The sequence below is a fragment of the Zhenpiania hominis genome (assembly GCF_014333425.1).
In the GTDB taxonomy this organism is placed as follows: Bacteria; Bacillota; Clostridia; order Peptostreptococcales; family Anaerovoracaceae; genus Hominibacterium; species Hominibacterium hominis.
This window is the reverse complement of sequence record NZ_JACRYT010000008.1, coordinates 1-19,816: the sequence shown is the minus strand read 5'-3', so window position 1 is coordinate 19,816 and position 19,816 is coordinate 1. Positions and strand designations below refer to the sequence as shown.

Here is a 19,816-nt window from a genome sequence, read left to right as displayed (position 1 = left end):
CATGAAAACAAGTGAAAAAGTAATTGAAAAACTGATTCTGATATGTGCAGCGGTCTCCATTGCGGCCGTTGCACTTATTACGATATTCATCTTCAGCTCCGGATTCCCGGTTATGAAGGACTACGGAATCATCAACTTCATTACGGGAACAGACTGGAGCCCTACAAGTGGAATTTACGGGATTTTGCCTCTGATTGTCGGAACTTTGGGAGTTACGATCGGAGCCCTGATTATCGGGATTCCGACGGGTCTCGGATGCGCGGTGTTTCTCGCGGAAATGGTAAGCCGCCGCCCGGCAAGGCTTTTTAAAGCGGCAATCGAACTGCTGGCAGGAATTCCTTCTGTTGTATACGGATTTTTCGGACTGGCGGTAATCGTACCGGCCATTCGTGACTATATTCTGCCGTTGGTACAGAAATTCAATCCGGACGCCACATCCAGCGGATTCAGTGTTCTGGCCGGAGCAATCATTCTGGCGATTATGATACTTCCGACCATTGTAAGTATTTCGGAAAACTCCATCGCCGCGGTTCCGCCGGAATTCAGAGAAGCGTCTCTGGCACTGGGAGCGGATAAGCGGGAAACGATCACAAAGGTGATTCTTCCGGCTGCGAAATCAGGAATTTTTTCCTCCATCATTCTGGCGATGGGAAGAGCGATCGGAGAAACAATGGCGGTTCTGTTGATTACAGGTAATATGCCGCAGATTGCGACAAGTCCGCTGGATCCCAGCGCGACGCTGACCGGAACCATCGCCATGGAAATGTCTTACGCGACTCCGGAGCATCAAAGCGCGCTGTTCGCCATCGGAATCGTCCTGTTTGTAATTATCGTAATTTTAAATAGTATCGCGCAGGCGATTATGAGAAAGTTTGGGGGTATGACAGCATGAGCAAAAATCTGAAAAGCAAAGGGTTCTTCGGACTGGTAGGCTTTATTGCTGCTCTGACCCTGGGGGTATTGATTTTAATTCTGGGATTTATCCTTGTCAAAGGGGTTCCAAATATTTCGTGGGAGTTTCTGTCGGAAGCTCCGACAGGCATGGGACGCGAGGGAGGAATTTTCCCGATTATTGTGGGAACGATTTATGTTACTCTCGTATCCATCATTATTGCCACACCCATCGGGGTGGCGGCGGCAATCTACTTTTCGGAATACGCGAAGAAAGGAAAGCTCATTAACATAATTAGATTCTTTACAGAGGTCCTTGCTGGTATACCATCCATCATATTTGGTCTCTTCGGTTTTTCTTTCTTCGTAGTATTTTTAGGAATGGGCTGGTCGATTCTTGCCGGTGGTCTGACTCTTTCGATGATGATTTTGCCGACCCTGATCCGTTCAACAGAGGAGTCTCTCAAAACAGTACCGATGTCCTACCGGGAAGGAAGTCTTTCTCTGGGAGCGACAAAATGGGAGACCGTGCGCAAGGTAGTGCTGCCTTGCTGTAAATCGGGCGTTCTTACAGGATTGATTCTGGGAATCGGAAGAGCAATCGGGGAAACCGCGGCGCTCATGCTGACGATTGGAGGCTCGCTGCTGATGCCTTTGTCAATCTTCGATTCCACGAGAACTATGGCGCTGCATCTGTATACACTGGCTTCCGAGGGACTGTCTGAAGAAAAAACATACGCGACAGCAGCTCTGCTGATTGTAGTTGTACTGATTATCAATTCGCTGGCGAATTACATCAGCGGCAGATTAGCAAAGGAGTAAGAAATGGCAGAGAAAGAAAAAACATTTGAAATTCGGGACATGGATCTGTACTATGGTAATTTCCAGGCCCTGAAAAAAGTAAACATAGATATATACAAAAATGATATTACTGCTTTGATCGGACCGTCCGGATGTGGAAAATCCACTTTCCTGCGCTCTCTGAACCGGATGAATGATCTGGTGGAAGGATGCCGGATTGAAGGAAGGCTTCTGTTTGACGGAGAAGATCTTTATGGAAAAGACTGCGACGTAATCGCTCTCCGTAAGAAAGTGGGAATGGTATTTCAGAAACCGAATCCATTTCCGAAAACCATACATGAAAATATCACCTATGGACCAAAGCTTCACGGGCAGAAGGATAAGAAAAAGCTGGATGAGATTGTCGAGCGGACGCTGCGTGAAGTAGGTTTGTGGGAAGAGGTAAAGGACCGACTGCACAAATCGGCGCTGGGCCTTTCCGGAGGCCAGCAGCAGAGGCTGTGCATCGCAAGATGCCTATCTGTAGAACCGGAGGTAATCCTCATGGACGAGCCGACTTCCGCGTTAGACCCGGTTGCGACTACGAAAATTGAGGCTCTGGTTCAGGACCTCGCTTCGAAATACACGATCGTCATCGTTACTCATAATATGCAGCAGGCAGCTCGGATTTCCAATCGGACCGCATTCTTCCTGACCGGCGAAATCCTGGAGATCGATGACACGGAAAAAATATTTACCAATCCGTCCAATCCAAAGACGGAAGAATATATCACCGGACGTTTTGGCTGATGAGGAGGAAACTATGGCACCAAGACCAAAAATGGATCTGGAACTGGTCCAGATTAACGATAAAGTAACAGAAATGACGGAAATGGTGGAGGAGGCGATTGTCAACTCCATCAAGGCAATTAAGGATAAGGATATGCTCCTTGCCAGAAGAATTATTGACGCGGATGAACACATTGATGACATGGATGATGAAATCAATGAAATGTGTTATCTTTTCCTGGCTACCCAGCAGCCTGTGGCAAGCGATCTGCGCTACTGCATTTCCATCATGAAGATGGTAACGGATCTGGAACGGATCGGCGACCACTGTGAAGATCTGGCGAAGTACGCGATTCGCATGGAGCATGAAGATTACTACAAAGAACTGATCGATCTGCCGAGAATGGCGGATATGGCAGCCAGCATGGTAAAAAACGCGATCCGTTCTTTCCTGGACAGAGACCTGAAGCTGGCGCGCAAAGTATGGAAAACCGATGAGGAAGTAGACGAACTGTTCCGCCTGGTCTACGAGGAGCAGCTGGATATCGCGGTAAAAGAAACTCAGAACACGCGTCTTTCCATCATGTTTGCTTTTGTCGCCGCTCATCTTGAACGTATTGCTGACTACGCTACGAATATTTGTGAGGAAACGGTATTTTCTCTGGAAGGCGAATATACGATGGAATAAGAGAGACAAGGGGTTATTGGGAAAAGTAAAAAGAATTTTGAGAGGTCGGATTTTTTGGAAATCCGGTCTTTTTTTGAACTTGTGAAGGTACTGACTTTTCTGAAAAAATATTCCATTCTTTCCGACGGTGCTGTTTGAATATCTGGAAAATGTGGTAAATAAAAGAACATATTACAAAGCAGACAGTGCGAACATGATAATGGATCGGATATAAATGAACGGAAAGAAAAGAGGGTAAACATGGAGCCAAGAGAAAATATATTCAAGCAGAAACAAGCGAAAACCCATAATTGTTTTACCTGGGAGTGTCTGGGCGATATTCGGAAAGGGCGGGCCAATCTGGGTGAAGAAATGCCGGTCCTGATTTATCGTCTTCTGGAATTTACCATGCTGGATGTTCTGGTAAAGGAACTGGGAGAAGAAAAAGCCCACGATATGTTTAGAAAGGCCGGATTTCTGGCAGGAAAGGAGCTGGCGAAAAACGAATTGGATCTGGAGCAGGAGTTTGATGGGTTTGCCGCGCAGCTCCAGGAAGTTTTGAGGAATTTGAAAATCGGGATCCTTAGAATCGAAGCTTGTGACGGAGACGGGCAGACGCTGACTCTGACAGTGGGAGAAGATCTGGACTGTAGCGGGCTTCCCAGCACGAATGAAGTAGTGTGTCATTATGATGAAGGCTTTATCGCGGGGATACTCTATGCATATACAGGGAAAGAATATGAAGTAAAGGAAATCGACTGCTGGGCAAAGGGAGATCGGGTCTGTAGATTCCGTGGAACAGTCATGACTTCCAGTGGGAACGCATGATAGAGGTGTCGGAGAGATGACAGGGGAAACGCAGCTTTTCAATTATTTAAGGAATATTATTTTCAAAGAAGATGCCGGGAACATCGAAATTGGTGAACTACCGGAGTCCCTGCGGGAGTTGGGGCAGGGTCTGCAGATGCTGAGTGTCTGGATGAAGGAAGTAAAACAGCTGAGCAGCGCTCTCAGTGAGGGGAAGCTGGACACGGCGCTTCCATCTGTGGATAATCCTCTCGCAGATCCTCTGAAAGCGCTGCACGCTACAATGAAACATATAACCTGGCAGGCGCAGCAGATCAGTAAAGGTGACTACAGCCAGAGAGTGGATTTTCTGGGCGCCTTTTCCGAAGCGTTTAATTCTATGACCCAGCAGCTGGCAGACAGAGAAGCGGATTTGGAAAAAAGCCGTGATGACGCGCTGCAGGCTACGGAACTTCTGCAGAAAGTAACGGATCGATTTGGCAATTATGTGGTAGTGATTGGGCAGAAAAAGGGGGAGGATTTATATGAGAACGCCGCTTTCCGGACGATGAAAAAGGAAAGGCCATTATTTGCGGAAGCTCTGAGAATCCGGATGCAGGATCAGATGAGGAATCCGGATGGCGCGGATGAAATATGGGAATTCTATTTGGAATCGTCCGTGGAGTTTTCAAAAGAGATGCAGATCCGGGCTGACGGATGGTATTTTCAGGTGGAGACGCAGTTTGTTTCCTGGGCAGGGAAGGATGCGGCTGTTCACATTATTGAAGATATATCAGAAGAACGAATGAAGCGTAAAGTAATCGAAAATCTTGCTTATTTCGATGCGCTGACGGGTCTTTATAACCGTAGCTACATTATGAGAGAACTTGAAGCCTGGCTGGAAGGTAACTTTTCGTTTTGCCTGGCATTTATTGATTTGGACAATCTGAAATTTGCTAATGATGAAGTAGGGCATGCGGAGGGAGATCAGTATATACGGCAGGCTGCCAGTCTGATTTCCGAAGAGCGGGAAGAGAGAAGACTGGCACGGATTGGCGGAGATGAATTCCTTCTGATGGCGAAAGACTGCACGGAGCGTGAACTGGCGGAGGAACTGGAAGCAAAACGAAATTCTTTTTTGCTGCAAAGTAAGGACGAAGGACTGATCTACCGAAAATCCTTCAGCTACGGAATTGTGAATGTGGACGCTCTGGGAGAACGATATCGAAGCGCTTTGCTGAGAGAAGCGGATCGGCGGATGTACCAGTACAAGCTGGCGCATAAGCCGAAAATTTCCAAAAGGCTATAACCCGAAATTTCGTGCTCCGGCAGCCTGCTGGCCGCGGACTTCCCATGAGGCTGGAGCATGGTATACCGGTTTGGGGAGAAAATTTTTCACAATCTGGCGCTTCATAGGATTGACAAGCCTGGGAAAGGGTGGTATTATTACCATGTGATTGTAAATAGAAGGATAATTAAGAGTTATCTTACATTAATTCATATTTATGGTAATCAAATAACTTCGAGCAAAAGACTGATTTTCTTTTTGTTCGGAGTTTTTTCTTAATGACAGTGGATTTGAGCGGTGGCTTTTATTTATACTCGTTATTATGTATATTCATACTTCTATTTTTTGGCAAAATGTGTATTTTTTTAATTTTTGGATTGATTGGACACGTTTGTATTAAGATTTTAACGGTGACGGAAACCTGGAAGCGCTGATATCTTATTCAAACCGGAAAAAACGTGTCTGTTTTACTGATTTTTTCATTTTATCCCCATTCATAAACATGCACTTCCAACAAAACGTGTCCAAAAGCCTTTCTTTTTTTGTTTTGGACACATTTTACGTCTGCCACAGAAAGAAAAGCAGAGAGGGAACACATAACGTGCTCCCTCTCTGCTTCGTATTTCTTCAGGTGTATAGTGGTGTTTGCTTATCTAACTCTTACTTTCTTAGCCTTGCTGTATTTGCCGTAGTAAGTCTTGCTTCCAATCTTCTTGTAAGCTCTAACCTTGATGGTGTAAGTCTTTCCACTCTTCAGTTTTTTGATAGTCCGCTTTACAGCCGCTGTCTTCACAGTCTTCGCTTTTGTACCAGCCTTCTTGTAGTAGATCTGGTATCTGGCTCCATTCTGCTTCTTGTAACGAACTGTTACGCGTTTCTTGCCTTTGGTTACCTTAACACTTGCCACCTTCCGAGGTTTTACGATAAAGGTCTTTGTGATTGTACCAGTATAATTTCCTTTTCCAGTGATTGTAAGGCTCGCCTGGCCGATATTTTTATTGTTCTTGTATACCACACTGTAGTTGTCTGTACTCAGAACTTTTCCTGCGATATAGACTCTCAGGTCGGTCTGAGTTCTGGCTTTTCCGGTATAGTAGCGGTTTGCAACTCCCGTTACACTTGCGTTCTGAATGTTTGCTTTTACAATTTCAAATTTCGCTGTTGCAGTTCCTGCATAGTTGCCTTTACCAGTAATGGTAACGGTCGCAGTGCCTACATTCGTGTTGTTGCTGTATGCTACATCGTAATCCGCAGTCGTCAGTTCCTTACCGTCCACTTTTACTGTTACGGCCGGAGTCAGAGCGCTGCCGGTATAAGTCTGCTGGTTCGCTACCGTAACCGTCGCATCATTGATGCTGATTCCTACGATATCGAACGCTGTAGTAATCGTTCCCGCATAGTCACCGGTACCAGTAATGGTAACCGTCGCAGTTCCTACCAGAACGTTGTTGTTATACGTTACAGTGTAGTCGGTGCCTTCCTTCAGTGTCTTCTTGTCCGCGGAAGTTACGGTTAAAGTTGGACGAATCTGGTCGCCTGTATATTCCTGATCCGCAATTGCTGCTACGGTTGCTTTGGAGAGCAGTTTGTCACTGTTTTCACCGTTTTTCTCTACATCAAGCAGGTTCGCTACACTTTCCGGATCAACCAATGTCTTTTCGATGTCGCTTAACGCGTCATAGGCTTCTCTTGCGGCTAAGATATCTGCTGCGGAAGCATTCGCCTTTAAATTCGCTTTGCTTAATTGCTCACTTACTTTTGCCGCATTCGGATACATTACATTCAATTTAGCAATTGCAGCTTTGTAATAGCCTTGGCCAGGACCGGTAATAGCACTAGTATCTTTACCTAACGCGCTGAGCAGGTCATAAACGACTTTGTACTGCTGAATCTGCGCTTCAGTCAGAGTCAGACCAACTTCGCCGATCTTTTCTGCTTCGGTATCAATTGTTTTTTGAGAAGCTGCTACTACCGCTTTTTCTGCTTCTACCAGTTTCGCGTATTTCGTTACTTCACCGGCTTCATCCGCGCTCAGGTTGTCATATGCTTCACGAACAGTCGCAATTGCTGCCTGTGCGGCCAGCAGTTCTTCTGCAGTGTAGGTCTTATCTGCGTCCAGAATGGGCAGCGCTTCGATGGCTTCATCGACTTTCGCGGCATCCTGACCCAGTTCCAGGGCTGCGATCTGTGCTTCAGCAGCAGTTAAGTAGTTAAGACTTGCCTGATATTCGCCATCAAATGGGTTCTCAGTCTTGTTTGTATCGCCATATACACCATTTTTTACATCTTCCGCAAATGCGTCATAATCTGCACGAAGAGCTTCAACAATCGGTTTCTGCGTAGCCAAGTTATCCGATGTAATTGTTACAATAGAATCCATTCTTGTTTTTAAGCCATTGGCAGTTGCGTTCATGAGGTAGGTATCTCTAGCACTGATTAAGGCTGTAACGCAGTCTTTTACACTTGTAGTATCGGAATCAGACATCTGCATTTTTCCATAATAAGTATCCGATGCAGCTTCAGGTGACAGATTTGCTACGGCGGCCTCTACCTGGTCAATTGTGGATTTTGCTGTTGCGAACTCTGCATCGGTCATAGCAGGAATATCTGCAGCTCTAAGGTCACCAATCATATCAATAATTGCCTGAACTTCGGCCCGATAAGCTTTCACCAACTCATTACCAATGGTACTCATTATAGCAAGTTCATCGGAGGTAAAGTACACATTTGCAGGAATTGCTTGTCCTACGTAATTTGCTGGTGCATTCGTAGGGGTTTTAATAGAAGGCACAGAAACACCCGCATTTGTTGCCATTCTATATTCATTCCGTGCAGTCTGATTTACTTTATATTCGCTTGACGGAAGCTGAGCGATTGCAGCTTTTGCTCTCGCCGCCTGTTCCTCTGGGGTCATAGCATTGTAAACTTTCGCAACTGCTGCAGCAACAGCATCGAAATCGTCTGCAAGAGTACTATCTTTCACAGCTTTCTTTGCTGCAGTACTCAATTTGTTGTATGCTTCGTAAATCGCATTTACTTCGTCATAGCTGGACATATCGGTAATGGAGCTGGCCTTTGGCAGAGCCGCGATCCGATCCAGAACAGGTTTTGCTTCCTCGTTGGCTTCGGCATCCTTCTGCGCCTTAACAATATTATTACGTACAGGTACAACATCGCTCTGGTAACTGCTGCTTCCTTGCTCTTCAATACCTGCATTTTTCAACGCTGCATAAGCATCCTCTGCTGCTTTGCACAAAGCTTCTGCTTCTGCAAGATTATCCTCATCAATTGTGGTACTGAAAGTATATTTAGCTTTTAAATCTCCCACTGCTTTGATATAAGCAGCGATCAGCTTTTCATTTTTATTTGCAGTCTGTGTAGCTTTTTGATATTTGGACAGATACTCTTGCGAAATCATATCTTTCTGCGTCCCGCTCAGAGCATTAAAAGCCCTCTCGACCTTTTCCAATTGTTGTGACTCTATCTTTGCGATCTGGTTAACTACGGTATATAATGCCATAGACCCAACAACAGTTGTAAGTTTACTCTCCTTATTATCAGCAAGAGCATGAAGCTTACCAATATTTGTTACACTATCTTTCTGCCCCTCAACGTCCAAGCCATTATAATGGGAAACAGCGGTAGAAATTGGACCGCCGTTCGCATATGCATCAGTATAAGCAGTCACATTACCTTCTGTTTTGCTTCCTAAGGAGTTTGGCAACTTATCAATTTCATCAATTATATCTTTAACTTCATTTTCCCAAGTTGTATACTCGGCTTGCTTAGTGTCCAAAGTGGAACGCGATGTTTTCACATCATCAAAATCCTTCTCTGCACTTGTTAAAACTCCGTATGCTTCCTCTGCTGCATCCAGCGCTGCTTTATACGTATCGGTATAACCATAACCTTCCGTAGCCTTTGCAGGGATTTTCGCAACAGCATCTTTGAATGCAGTCACATTTGCAGAGTCTTCTTCTGCAGCGACCACAACAGCCGGTTGCTCTGATTTAGCGATACTAGGTGCCGCAGCAAAGGCAGTCGCCGGTACCATCGTTGCTACCATGGCCGCTGAGGTCAGGGCAGCAATCAATTTCTTTTTCATGTTTTACTCCTCCTGTCATGTAAAATTATACTGGTTTTTCATAGAAGTCCTTTTGTCTCCCGCAATGCAGGATAACTCTTAATTATCCTGCATTGTCCTAAAAAGTGTACAAGTTCATATACAATATCTTTAATAAAAATTCTCTGATTTGTTCATGGCCCTTGCGAGCAGGGAGGAAAAAGTGAACAATATGAGAGTTTTTTCTTTTTTGTACACATTTTTGCAGGACATGAGGTAGGGGAGAAGCGTTTTCCTATCGCATATATACAACAAAAGACTAGCCTCAGTAGGGCGTTGGGCGGGACCATATGCCTTTAAAGCGGGGTGCAGGAATTCTTCTCACAAACCACCAAATAATGGAAAAGAAAGATGCGGGAAAACATCATGATGCTGCCGGGCATATAAAAAGCGGTGGGACAAAAATAATGTAATAGAATGATTACATTGAAAATACAGGCTTTTATAAAAAATCAGAAAATGGCACGACCCTTGCAATATATATTAGCAAGTTTTCCGAACAATGGATTGCCGGCAGAGCAGACCAAAGGCGGGAGGCCAGAAGAAAGAGAGGAATGGAATCATGAAAGACTTTTACTTCAGAATGTTGACAAGGATACGTTATGGCATTGGAATCAGTGGAAAAGTTGCTGAGTTCTGCAAAGAGCAAAAGGGGACAAAGGTATTCCTGATGGCCGATAAGATTCTTCAGGAAAACAAGGTGCTGGATCCGATTTTAAAAAGCTTTGAAGAAGCTGGCTTGGAATATGTCATTTACACAGATGTGGTACCGGAACCACCTGTTGATGTAGTCGATCGGGTTTCCGGAGTTATGAAAAACTCAGGATGTAACATCTGCGTAAGTGTTGGAGGAGGAAGTACCATCGACACAGCAAAGGCAGTATGCATGCTGCAGACCAATGAAGGTTCTGTAAAAGATTACTTGTTCGGAGGAACCAAAACCGTTACCAATCCCAGCGTGCCGCTGATCTGCATACCCACAACCGCGGGAACAGGAGCGGAAGTGACAGCGGCGTCGGTAATCGATGATACAGAAAATAAAGTAAAATTATCCGTTACTCATGAAAACCTGATTCCGGGTCTCGCACTCCTGGACCCGACGCTTCAGGAATCGCTGCCGCCATCGGTGACAGCCACAACCGGTATGGACGCGCTGACACACGCCATTGAATCCTACGTATCTCTGAACGCGAATCCCATTGGAGACGCTTACGGACTTCAGACAATGCGCATGATTGGAGCCAATCTCAGGAACGCCGTCGCCAACGGGGCGGATATGGAGGCCAGAGGCAATATGATCATCGCCAGTCTGCTGGGCGGCGCGGCAATTCTCAACTGCGGACTGGGTGTAGTACATGGTATCGCCCAGTCTATCGGAGGAATCGCCCATGTGCCCCATGGTCTTGCCAATGCGCTGATTTTACCTTATGCCATGGAAATCAACTATGTGGGGAACCTGGAAAAATTCAAAAATATCGCAATCTGCCTGGGAGAGAATGTCGAGGGTCTGTCATTGAGAGACGCTGCCGCCCGCTCGGTAAAAGCGATTGTAGATCTGGAAAACGACATTGGAATTCCGCGCAAGCTTTCCGAGGTTGGCGTTACAAGAGACATGTTCCCGCAGATTATCGAAGATACTATGGCCTACAGACTGCTGGCCATTAACCCGATTAAGATTACAAGAAAGCATGTGGAAGGAATTCTGGAAGCTGCCTATTAAGCAGGAAAGGGAGAACCGATATGTACAATTTATTAAAACCCTTTGGCGACGACAGAGAAAAAGCTCTTGTTGGCGATCTGGTGAATTTTCTTTCCCTGACAAAACCGGAAGGGCCGGAGAGAGAAAAAGAACTGGAAGAAAAGCTGAAAATCTGTGATATTTTGCAGGCGGATGTAGATATCCGGGTAGATGAAGCCCTTTTTCAGAAGGCACCTAACCTGAAAGCAGTGTTCTGCACTTCCATTGGCGTTGATTATGTCGATCTGGAAGCGGCGACCAGGAGAAATATTATTGTGGCGAACAATCCGGATTTCTGCGTAGGAGCGGTGGCGGAATACGCGGTTGGACTGATGTACGCGCTGACTCGCAGGATTCCCGAAGGTGCCCGGGCGGTCAGGGAAGGCAGATGGGAAGAACGTGGCAGGCTTGGCGGTACAGAGCTTTTCGGAAAGAATCTCGGCATCATCGGATTTGGAAAAACCGGGCGTGAAGTCGCGCGGCAAGCGCTGGGAATCGGTATGAAAGTATATGTAAAAGTAAATAATCCGGATCCCCATAACAAGGCGAAGCAGATCCGGGATATGGGCGCGGAGCCTGCGTCCATGGAAGAAGTTTTGAGAAAATCCGATATCCTTTCTCTTCATGTTCCGCTGGCAGGAGAAACCAGGAACCTGATGGGAGAAGAACAGTTCGCCCAGATGAAAGAAGGCGCTTATCTGATTAACGTAGCCAGAGGCGGAGTTGTAGATGAAAGCGCACTTCTCAAAAATCTGGAAAATGGGAAACTGGCCGGCGCCGCGTTGGATGTGCTGCTGGAAGAACCCCCTTCCAAAGACAATCCGCTGCTCATGTATGAGGGAGAAAATCTGATTCTGACTCCGCATGTGGCATGGTACACGCGGGAAGCGGATGACAAAAATGACCGGTATTTTATCGAACAGGTAAAAGCTTTTGTGAACGGTAATTCCCCAAATGGGATTGTAAATAAAAGGTAAGTTATTGATTTGCGCGAGTACAATTTTAAGTTCAAAGTAGAAAGGAGAAGAACAAATGTTAACGATTGTAATTCTGGCAATTTACCTGATCGGTATGCTGGCAATCGGTCTTTATCTGAAGAATCGCGTTGACTCATCAGAAGACTACTATGTCGCGGGTCGGGGACTGCCGTGGTACCTGATCGTCATGACGATGGCGGCAACCTATATCGGCGCCGGAGCGACGCTGGCGGATACCGGGCTTGCCTATGATCAGGGCGTATCAATGTTCATCGCGACGATTGTCACAATGGCGGCGATGTTCCTGTTCGGGCTGATTTCACCGCGAGTAAACAAAATCGGCTTTAAGTATGACATTATCTCTGTTTCGGGACTGGTATCCTGGAGATTTGGAAAGTGGGCGGGATTTTTTTCCGCAATTATCGTAGTATGGGCGCTGACCGGCACTCTAGCAGGCCAGGTATCCGGTTCCGCCACAGTGATCCCGCTTATTTTCTCAAATGTAGGAGTTAACATGTCCTACGAAGTGGCGGCAATCGCTATGACCCTGGTTATGGTAGCGTATACCTGTCTGGCGGGAATGTACGGCGTTGCCTGGACCGATTTTATCCAGTGCATTATCCTGGTATTGGGAATGGCGGTTGTTCTTCCGGCTCTCATGATCAATGAAGCGGGCGGCTGGTCGAACATGCTGGCGGCGCTTCCGGAAGGCCATCTGGAATGGACTCCGGGACCGTACGTAATCAGTCTCGCCTTTACCTATCTCCTATACTTTTTCGCGGGACCTCCGTACTGGCAGAGAGCGTTTTCCTCCAACAGTCCGAAGACCTCGCGGATTGGCGCCATCGGCGGCGTGGCGGTCATCCTGTTTTATTCAGTCATGATACTGATTCTGGGGCTGGCGGCGAAAGCGATTATGCCGGTTAAGCCGGAAGGCATGGAATCGCAGGGTGTGGTAGTAGTGATTATGTGTGATTTGTTCCATCCGGTAATCGCGGCGATTATCTGCTGCGCGATTCTGGCGGCGATTATGTCCACCATGTCAGGATATCTTCTGACAGCCGTACAGGCAATCGTGACGGATATTATTAAAGTCTTTAAGAAGATCGATGATAAATCAGAACTAAAACTGGCCAAATGGCTGGTTGTAGCGGTAGGCATAATCTGTCTGTTGGTGGCGCTGTTCATTCAGGCGATTCTGGATATCCTGCTTATGGCGTGGGGATTCTACTCCGCCAGCATGGCGGCTTCCGTGGTAGCGGCAGTGTTCTGGAGAAAAGCGACCGCGGCGGGAAGCCTGGCGTCCATATTCGGAGGAATCATTGTTTACTTCTTCTGGAATTACGGACTTGGTTCTCCGGGAGGATTTGACGCAAGCATTGTAGCGGGACTTTCGAGCATCGCGCTGATGATTATTGTATCCCTGGCAACCTGTAAATCGCATCCGACCAGAATGTTTGAAGGGGTTGGAAAGAACGATCCGGTTGTGAAAAAGACCGAGCAGGCGACAGGAGCGTAAAATGAACTTTTACATATCAAAATTCCGATACAAACTCGCGTTTGCCTTTCTTGCGGGAATCGTCATTATGATAGTCAACGGACTCATAATGGGAATGCCATTCCTTGCGATTTTTAAACAATATGGAATTGTCTTTCTGGTCCTTGCCGCTATGGGCGTGTATCTTTGGTATCCGGCTTTCAAATATCGCAGGACAGACTCAAAAACTCTCTGGCAGCGGTGGGGATACCTTGGAAGAAAGAAGGAGCGGAAAGAATTTGAAGATTTTCACTTCCAGTATGTGCATAAAAAAACCCGGTATGCTATGACGAAAGAACCGGATAAAGGATACCGGACCATGACAACTCTGGAAGGCTGTAACTGCGTAGAGTTTCGGAAAAATCACGCCCCTTGCGTTCATATGTGCAAGCTGGCGGATATTCTGGGACTGTATGAAACCAGTGAACAAAAAGCGACAAATAACGATGAGGAAAAAAGTGAGAAGGAGGAGAAAGTATGTTATCAGTAGATTTTTGTGGACTGAAATTAAAAAATCCGGTCATCGTCGCGTCAGCGACTCCGTCCATCACCGCGGACGCAATCAAACGGGCGGCAGAAAACGGGGCAGGTGCGGTAGTTACAAAATCCGTTATGTTTCCGGATGAAAACGGAAGGCCGACCGGCGCCAATCCGAGACCGAAATTTCAGCTTTACAACACACCAAACGGATATGATCCGGCGCTGACAGAAAAGGGAGGAATGTTCTCGTTTTTCCGGATTGAAGAGCCATATCCGACTCCGGAGAAAATGGCGGAAATGCTGAAAGAGCTGAAAGGCCCTAATGGCGTGGATATTCCCATTATCGTGAGCATCTGCGGCTTTACGGGAAATTATGAATCCTGGAGAAGGCTGGCTCGCATGATGGAGGACGCGGGAGCGGACGCTCTGGAGCTAAACGGCCATATGTGGAATCCGTACAGCAAGTATACCGATCCGGTTATCGCTTCCGTTGTAAAAAGCGAAGTTAAGATTCCAGTTATTTTCAAAATGATGGGGGTTACCGAAGATCCGACCGAAGTAGCTCCGAAAATCGTGGCAGCAGGAGCGGACGCCATTACAGGGCTGGGAACCTTCGGCCTGGATGGAATCGAGCTGGATGTGGACGCGGAAAAACCATGGTTCTCTGAGACAACCGGACTTGGCGGCCCGTGGCTGAGACCAGTCAGCCTGGCATTCGTATCGAGAATCGCCAATTCCACCAACGTGCCAATCTCCGGCGTAACCGGCATCCAGTGCGCGGAAGACGCGATCAAATATATCCTGATGGGTGCGACAACCGTGCAGGTATGCGGAGCGATTTACGCTCGCGGATATAAAGTGCTGCGTGAGATTGCCGAAGGTATTGAAGCCTGGATGAAGAAGAAGGGCTACAATTCCATTGAGGACTTCCGCGGAAAAGCGCTGCCGTATCTGACAGGTACCTCTCCGCAGGATCAGCCCACCAGAGCCTTTGTTACAGACAGATGTACGGGCTGCAAGATGTGTCTCGATTCCTGTATGTTCGACGCCCTTCATCTGAAAGACGGGAAGGCTTTCGTAGATGAACGGTGCGATGGATGCGGCGTATGCTGGTCCCTGTGCAAATTCAGAGCCATCGAGATGCGCGATTATAAATAAGGAGAACCGGCTATGGATACCTATATTTTAGAATTTGAAAAAGGCGGAACCTTTGAGGTGCATTTTCTGGAAGATCAGGCGCCCAAAACAGCGGCGGCTTTTCAAAAGGCGCTGCCTCTTGAGGGAGGGTGTCTGCAGGCGAGATTTTCCGGAGATGAATTTTTCTTTGGCGCCCCGGTTGCGGTTGATGATGAAAACCGTATCCCGCCTTACGAAGGAGCAATTGCCTTTAACTGCGATCCCCAGTGGCAGGCCGTCTGTATTTATTACGGCTCAACGATTGAGTCAGGTGGGGAGTATTATAATCTCTTCGCGGAAATCAGAGACAATCTGGAAGAACTGCATAACGTAGGCCTTCGTATCTGGAAAGAAGGCGAGGAAAAGGTGAAGTTCCGTAAAAAATAATCGATGTCCAAGGCGGAAGGAGAGCCTGTCCGCATTGACATAAATAAGTTAGAGCTACAGAGAAAAAAAAGAAAATTTTAGGAGGAAAAAATTATGAAGTATATTGTAGCAGCATGTCAGCCGAACATCATCCAGAATGATAAGGAAGCAAACCTGAAGAACGTATTATCCATGATCGACGAAGCAGCGTCCGTAGGCGCGAAAGTAACCGTATTCCCGGAATACTTTCTCACATGGCCGCCATACGCGGGTCTGACAAAGGAACAGATGGACGAAATGGCAGAGCCGATCCCAGGACCTTCCATCAACGCCATCGCGGAAAAATGTAAAGAAACTCAGACTTACTGCGTAGCGGGAAGTATGGTTGAAAAATGTGAAGACGGTCTGCTGAGAAATACATGCGCGATCATCGGACCGGATGGAAATATTATCGGAAAATACAGCAAAGTGCAGCCGGAAAACGCTCCTGCGAAGCATGAACCAGGTAATGGAATTCAGCCGGGAAATGAGCTGCCGGTATTTGATACTCCGCTGGGCAAATGGGCGGTTATGATCGATATGGACTACACGAACGCGGAAATTCCAAGAATCTACGGCTTAAAGGGAGCAGACGTAATCTTTGCGCCGACCTGCTGGAGCGCGAAATTCTTAAAGGATATTCCGGGACTCGCGGAAGCTTCCGCCACTCAGAGTCTGTCCTACTGCGTTATGGTTAATCCGGTTGGATGGAGAAAAGACGTGCCGGTACATGCGTGGGCATTCTCCGCAGGCGATAACGCAGGATCCATCGACCTGTCTTATGCGGGCGGAACTGCCATCGCGTTTGACGGCGTAAATATCGCGCAGACTACGATCTTTGGTCAGGATATCTGCTACGCGGTAATCGACAGCGAGGCTCCGCAGGAAGCAAGAGACAATGACGCAAGCATCTATCCGTTCTGGAGAAGACCGGAGCTGTACGGAGAGCTGATCAAGCCGGAAACCGCGCAGCCTTACGGAACAAACGTAGACCATAGCGAAGTTTACAAGCTGATTAAAAAATAAAAGGCTCTTGCTACATATTGAAATAAAGAAAACGCCTCTGACAGATTCGGTCGGGGGCGTTTTCTGACTGGAAATCCTGCGGGAGGTGGATATGGAAAACGAAAAAAAGATTTATAGAAAAGGATTGACTTACGGGGTTTCCTGCTCGGTTTTATGGGGACTGCTCCCGATCTACTGGCAGGCGTTAAAGCCGATTGAAAGCTCTGTCATTTTAGTTTATCGAATCCTTCTGGTTTGCGTTGTATGCGGAGCGCTTTCCTGGAAGCTGTATGGAATAGAGGAGATAAAAAAACACCTTCGGCCCAAAGGAGCAAAACTGAGATTCTTTTTGACAGGGTTATTAATCACCTTTAACTGGCAGCTTTATGTCTGGGCGGTGAATACCGATCAAGTCGTGCAGACCTGCATTGGCTACTATATTGAACCGCTTGTAATCAGCGCCTTTGGGATCCTCTTTTTTAAAGAAAAACTGACAAATTATAAATTAGCCGCGATTGGGCTTGCGCTTATCGGTGTAGCCGTTATCCTGGTACACTTTATGGAAGTTCCAATTGTAGCGTTAACTCTGGGGGTATCCTTTGCCGGTTATGCGGTGCTCAAAAAAAATAATAAGCTTCCCTCGATATTATCACTTTTTTATGAGACAATGTATTTAGCGCTCCCTGCGCTTGCTGTTATCCTGTATTTGGAGAAGACAGGGAATGGAGCGATTTGCGCGGGTATGGAATTCCAATATTTTCTTTTATTTTTCAGTGGACCGGTGACTGCGGCCACCCTCGCGTTGTTTTCAGAGGCCGCGGGAAGACTTCCTCTTGTTACCCTGGGGCTGATCGAATATATCATGCCGACCATTTCTCTTGCTCTTGGTGTTTTTTTGTTTGAAGAGCCCTTTGATGCAGTCCAGTTTATGGCGTTCGTTATCGTATGGATCGGTTTGGCCATCTTTTCCATTGGAGAATGGAAGGAGGTGAAGGCCGGACAGTGAAATGGACGGAGAGATGCGAAAAACAATCGCGATGCGAAAAAGCATCGAAAGTATCGAAAGAAGTCAGACTTGATATTACACAGAAGCCTGCGTTTTCAACATTTTCGCAATTGGAAAACTATGGCACGATAGTTGCGTAATATTATAAATAGTGATGCAGAGTTGAAAGTAACATTCCGGTTCCGCCTTAAATTCATCAATAAACGGTAGAGAAACGCCCCTGCGTCCTAACGGCGCGGGGGCATTTCCCAAATGGAGCATTCTGTAATGCAGGAAATGAAAGAAGGGATGTATAATGGCAAAGAGTTTAGCCACGCCTGCGAAGTATTTTCAGGGAAGCACACTGTTGTCCGACGCATATCGCTATGTTTCCCACTTGGGGAGGAGTTTTGTTATCGTTTCCGATATTCAGGTCAAAGAACTGATCGAAGAGCGGGTGAAAGAGGGATTTCGGAGCGCGGGAAATTTATGCGCTTTTTTGAATTTCAACGGGGAATCAAGCCCGCAGGAAGTCAGTCGCCTCGCAGAGCTTGTGCGTAAGGAGGAATATAGTGGAATTATCGGAGCGGGAGGAGGAAAAGCGTTGGATACGGCAAAATTGGTGGGAGATTCCTGCGGGCTGCCGGTTGTGACTGTCCCTACCTCTGCCTCAAATGACTCCCCATGTAGCTGTGTAGCCAGTCTGTACACAGAAGACGGAAGGTTTATTAAGCTGCAAAGGCTGAAGGAAAGTCCCGCGGTTGTTCTGGTGGATACCGAGATCATTGCGAAAGCTCCGGCAAGGCTTCTAACGGCAGGCATGGGCAGCGCCTACGCCGCCTATTATGAGGCCCGGGCTTGCCAGCGTTCGGGTATTCAGAATTACACCGGAGGAACCAGGACGCATACGGCGCTTACGCTGACAGAATTGTGCCATGATTTGCTTTTAAAATATGGGAAACAGGCTAAGTTGGACGTACAGGCAAAGACTGTCACTCATGCTGTGGAAGCCATTGTAGAGGCAAATATCTATCTGAGCGGCGTAGGCTTTGTAAACAGCGGGTGCGCGGCCTCCCACGGAGTATATAACGCAATGACCATAGCGCTGCCATCGTTGAATTCGATGCATGGAGAAGGAATCGCTTTTGGTGTTCTAGTCCAGCTGATTATGGAATACAATGAAGAGGGTCAGTGGAATTGTGAAGAATGGGAACGAACTCTTTCTTTCTATAGAGAAGTTGGACTCCCTCGAAATTTTCAGCATTTGGGAATCGTGACGGATGGAGACGACCAGTTGGAGCGGATTGCCGCCGCCGCGTGTTTGCCGGAGTCGAATATCTATAATATGCCGTTTGAAATTACAGAAAAGAAGGTGTTTCAGGCGCTAAAACAGTTGAGAAATATGAAGTTAGCGTAAGGGAAAGGTATGAGAAAAGAGGTGTAACAGAATGGAGTCCAAGCTGTTTCGCGATATTATAACGAACAGTCCGAATGGAATTCTTGTTGTAGATGAGGAACAGAAAGTCCGATTTTTGAATAAATCGGTAGAACGTTTTTTAAAAATTGAGCCATCTGCTGCAATTGGATGTCCATTGTACGAAGTAATTCCGGAATTTCAGAATATGGAAAAGATGGACGGGCAGATTTATGGAGTGGAAATTGAGGGAAAAACATATTATACAATTCCCTTTCAAATGAAAGAGGAAGAAGGTAGAAAAGACACCGTCTTTTTTATTCTTGACCTCTATGAAAACAAGCTCCTGCGTTCAGAGCTCTCTTCCCAGAAGGAAATGATAAAAGAACTGGAAGAAATACTGGAAGGATCCTTTGACGGAATTTTAGTAACGGACGCGGAAGGAAAAATCCTGTATGCCAACAGCTCTTATGAACGGGTCGCGGAAATCCGAAAAAAGGACATGGAAGGCAAATACATGAAGGATCTGATGAATCCGGTTTGGATGCCGAACTCGGTGGCCTACATTGTCGCGGAACAGAAACAGCCCGTATCCAAACGGCAGATTGTAAAGTCCGGAAGACACATCATTGTAACTGGACGGCCGGTTTTTAATAAGAAAGCTAACTATATAAAAGTCAAGTGAAATATATAGATTTAGCTCAAAAAGTTACAACTTGTTACTTGATGTAATTTGAACATTGAAAAGTGAATAGTGGATAAAAAACGGCATGGC

The 19,816-nt window shown here is 46.6% G+C and carries 17 protein-coding genes; 16 read left to right on the top strand and 1 reads right to left on the bottom strand.

Features of this window, described 5'->3' with window-relative positions; all coding sequences use genetic code 11:
* Window position 1: 1 nt before the first annotated feature.
* From pstC to H9L42_RS08780, 6 genes are all read left to right on the top strand, one after another.
* Window positions 2-892, top strand: a complete 891-nt coding sequence (pstC, locus tag H9L42_RS08805) for a phosphate ABC transporter permease subunit PstC (RefSeq protein ID WP_187303033.1) — start codon at window positions 2-4, stop codon at window positions 890-892.
* Window positions 889-1,713 (top strand): phosphate ABC transporter permease PstA, encoded by an 825-nt coding sequence (pstA, locus tag H9L42_RS08800; protein WP_187303032.1) that lies wholly within the window; start codon window positions 889-891, stop codon window positions 1,711-1,713. Before pstC ends, pstA begins: the two co-directional genes overlap by 4 nt.
* 3 nt (window positions 1,714-1,716) lie before the next feature.
* On the top strand, window positions 1,717-2,481 hold the full coding sequence (gene pstB, locus H9L42_RS08795; protein WP_187303031.1) for a phosphate ABC transporter ATP-binding protein PstB: 765 nt from the start codon (window positions 1,717-1,719) through the stop codon (window positions 2,479-2,481).
* Between the two features lie 13 nt (window positions 2,482-2,494).
* Window positions 2,495-3,148: a phosphate signaling complex protein PhoU gene (phoU, locus tag H9L42_RS08790; RefSeq protein WP_187303030.1), complete on the top strand. Its 654-nt coding sequence runs from the start codon at window positions 2,495-2,497 to the stop codon at window positions 3,146-3,148.
* A gap of 240 nt (window positions 3,149-3,388) precedes the next feature.
* Window positions 3,389-3,955, top strand: coding sequence for a V4R domain-containing protein (locus H9L42_RS08785; RefSeq protein WP_187303029.1), 567 nt, complete (start codon window positions 3,389-3,391; stop codon window positions 3,953-3,955).
* Window positions 3,956-3,971: 16 nt separating this feature from the next.
* Window positions 3,972-5,222 carry a sensor domain-containing diguanylate cyclase gene (locus H9L42_RS08780; protein ID WP_187303028.1) on the top strand — a complete coding sequence of 417 codons (1,251 nt, stop codon included), beginning with the start codon at window positions 3,972-3,974 and terminating at the stop codon, window positions 5,220-5,222.
* 628 nt (window positions 5,223-5,850) lie between these two features.
* Here the strand turns inward: H9L42_RS08780 and H9L42_RS08775 are convergent.
* Entirely contained in the window at window positions 5,851-9,306 is a 3,456-nt protein-coding gene (locus tag H9L42_RS08775) for a fibronectin type III domain-containing protein (RefSeq protein WP_187303027.1), read from the bottom strand.
* A 580-nt stretch (window positions 9,307-9,886) separates the two neighbouring features.
* Here H9L42_RS08775 and H9L42_RS08770 point away from each other — a divergent pair.
* The 10 genes from H9L42_RS08770 (at window position 9,887) to H9L42_RS08725 (ending at window position 19,726) form a co-directional block, all read left to right on the top strand.
* Window positions 9,887-11,044 carry an iron-containing alcohol dehydrogenase gene (locus H9L42_RS08770; protein ID WP_187303026.1) on the top strand — a complete coding sequence of 386 codons (1,158 nt, stop codon included), beginning with the start codon at window positions 9,887-9,889 and terminating at the stop codon, window positions 11,042-11,044.
* A gap of 20 nt (window positions 11,045-11,064) precedes the next feature.
* Window positions 11,065-12,039, top strand: coding sequence for an NAD(P)-dependent oxidoreductase (locus H9L42_RS08765; protein ID WP_187303025.1), 975 nt, complete (start codon window positions 11,065-11,067; stop codon window positions 12,037-12,039).
* Window positions 12,040-12,094: 55 nt separating this feature from the next.
* Entirely contained in the window at window positions 12,095-13,558 is a 1,464-nt protein-coding gene (locus H9L42_RS08760) for a sodium:solute symporter family protein (RefSeq protein WP_187303024.1), read from the top strand.
* 1 nt (window position 13,559) lies between these two features.
* Entirely contained in the window at window positions 13,560-14,066 is a 507-nt protein-coding gene (locus H9L42_RS08755) for a hypothetical protein (protein ID WP_187303023.1), read from the top strand.
* On the top strand, window positions 14,054-15,214 hold the full coding sequence (locus tag H9L42_RS08750) for a dihydroorotate dehydrogenase (RefSeq protein WP_187303022.1): 1,161 nt from the start codon (window positions 14,054-14,056) through the stop codon (window positions 15,212-15,214). Before H9L42_RS08755 ends, H9L42_RS08750 begins: the two co-directional genes overlap by 13 nt.
* A 12-nt stretch (window positions 15,215-15,226) precedes the next feature.
* Complete coding sequence (locus tag H9L42_RS08745) at window positions 15,227-15,619, top strand: DUF3830 family protein (RefSeq protein ID WP_187303021.1); 393 nt, start codon at window positions 15,227-15,229, stop codon at window positions 15,617-15,619.
* A 93-nt stretch (window positions 15,620-15,712) separates the two neighbouring features.
* Window positions 15,713-16,663: a carbon-nitrogen hydrolase family protein gene (locus H9L42_RS08740; protein WP_187303020.1), complete on the top strand. Its 951-nt coding sequence runs from the start codon at window positions 15,713-15,715 to the stop codon at window positions 16,661-16,663.
* Window positions 16,664-16,754: 91 nt separating this feature from the next.
* Complete coding sequence (gene rarD, locus H9L42_RS08735; protein WP_187303019.1) at window positions 16,755-17,648, top strand: EamA family transporter RarD; 894 nt, start codon at window positions 16,755-16,757, stop codon at window positions 17,646-17,648.
* 295 nt (window positions 17,649-17,943) lie between these two features.
* On the top strand, window positions 17,944-19,044 hold the full coding sequence (locus H9L42_RS08730; RefSeq protein WP_187303018.1) for a glycerol dehydrogenase: 1,101 nt from the start codon (window positions 17,944-17,946) through the stop codon (window positions 19,042-19,044).
* 31 nt (window positions 19,045-19,075) lie between these two features.
* Window positions 19,076-19,726, top strand: a complete 651-nt coding sequence (locus H9L42_RS08725; RefSeq protein WP_187303017.1) for a PAS domain-containing protein — start codon at window positions 19,076-19,078, stop codon at window positions 19,724-19,726.
* Window positions 19,727-19,816: the final 90 nt, after the last annotated feature.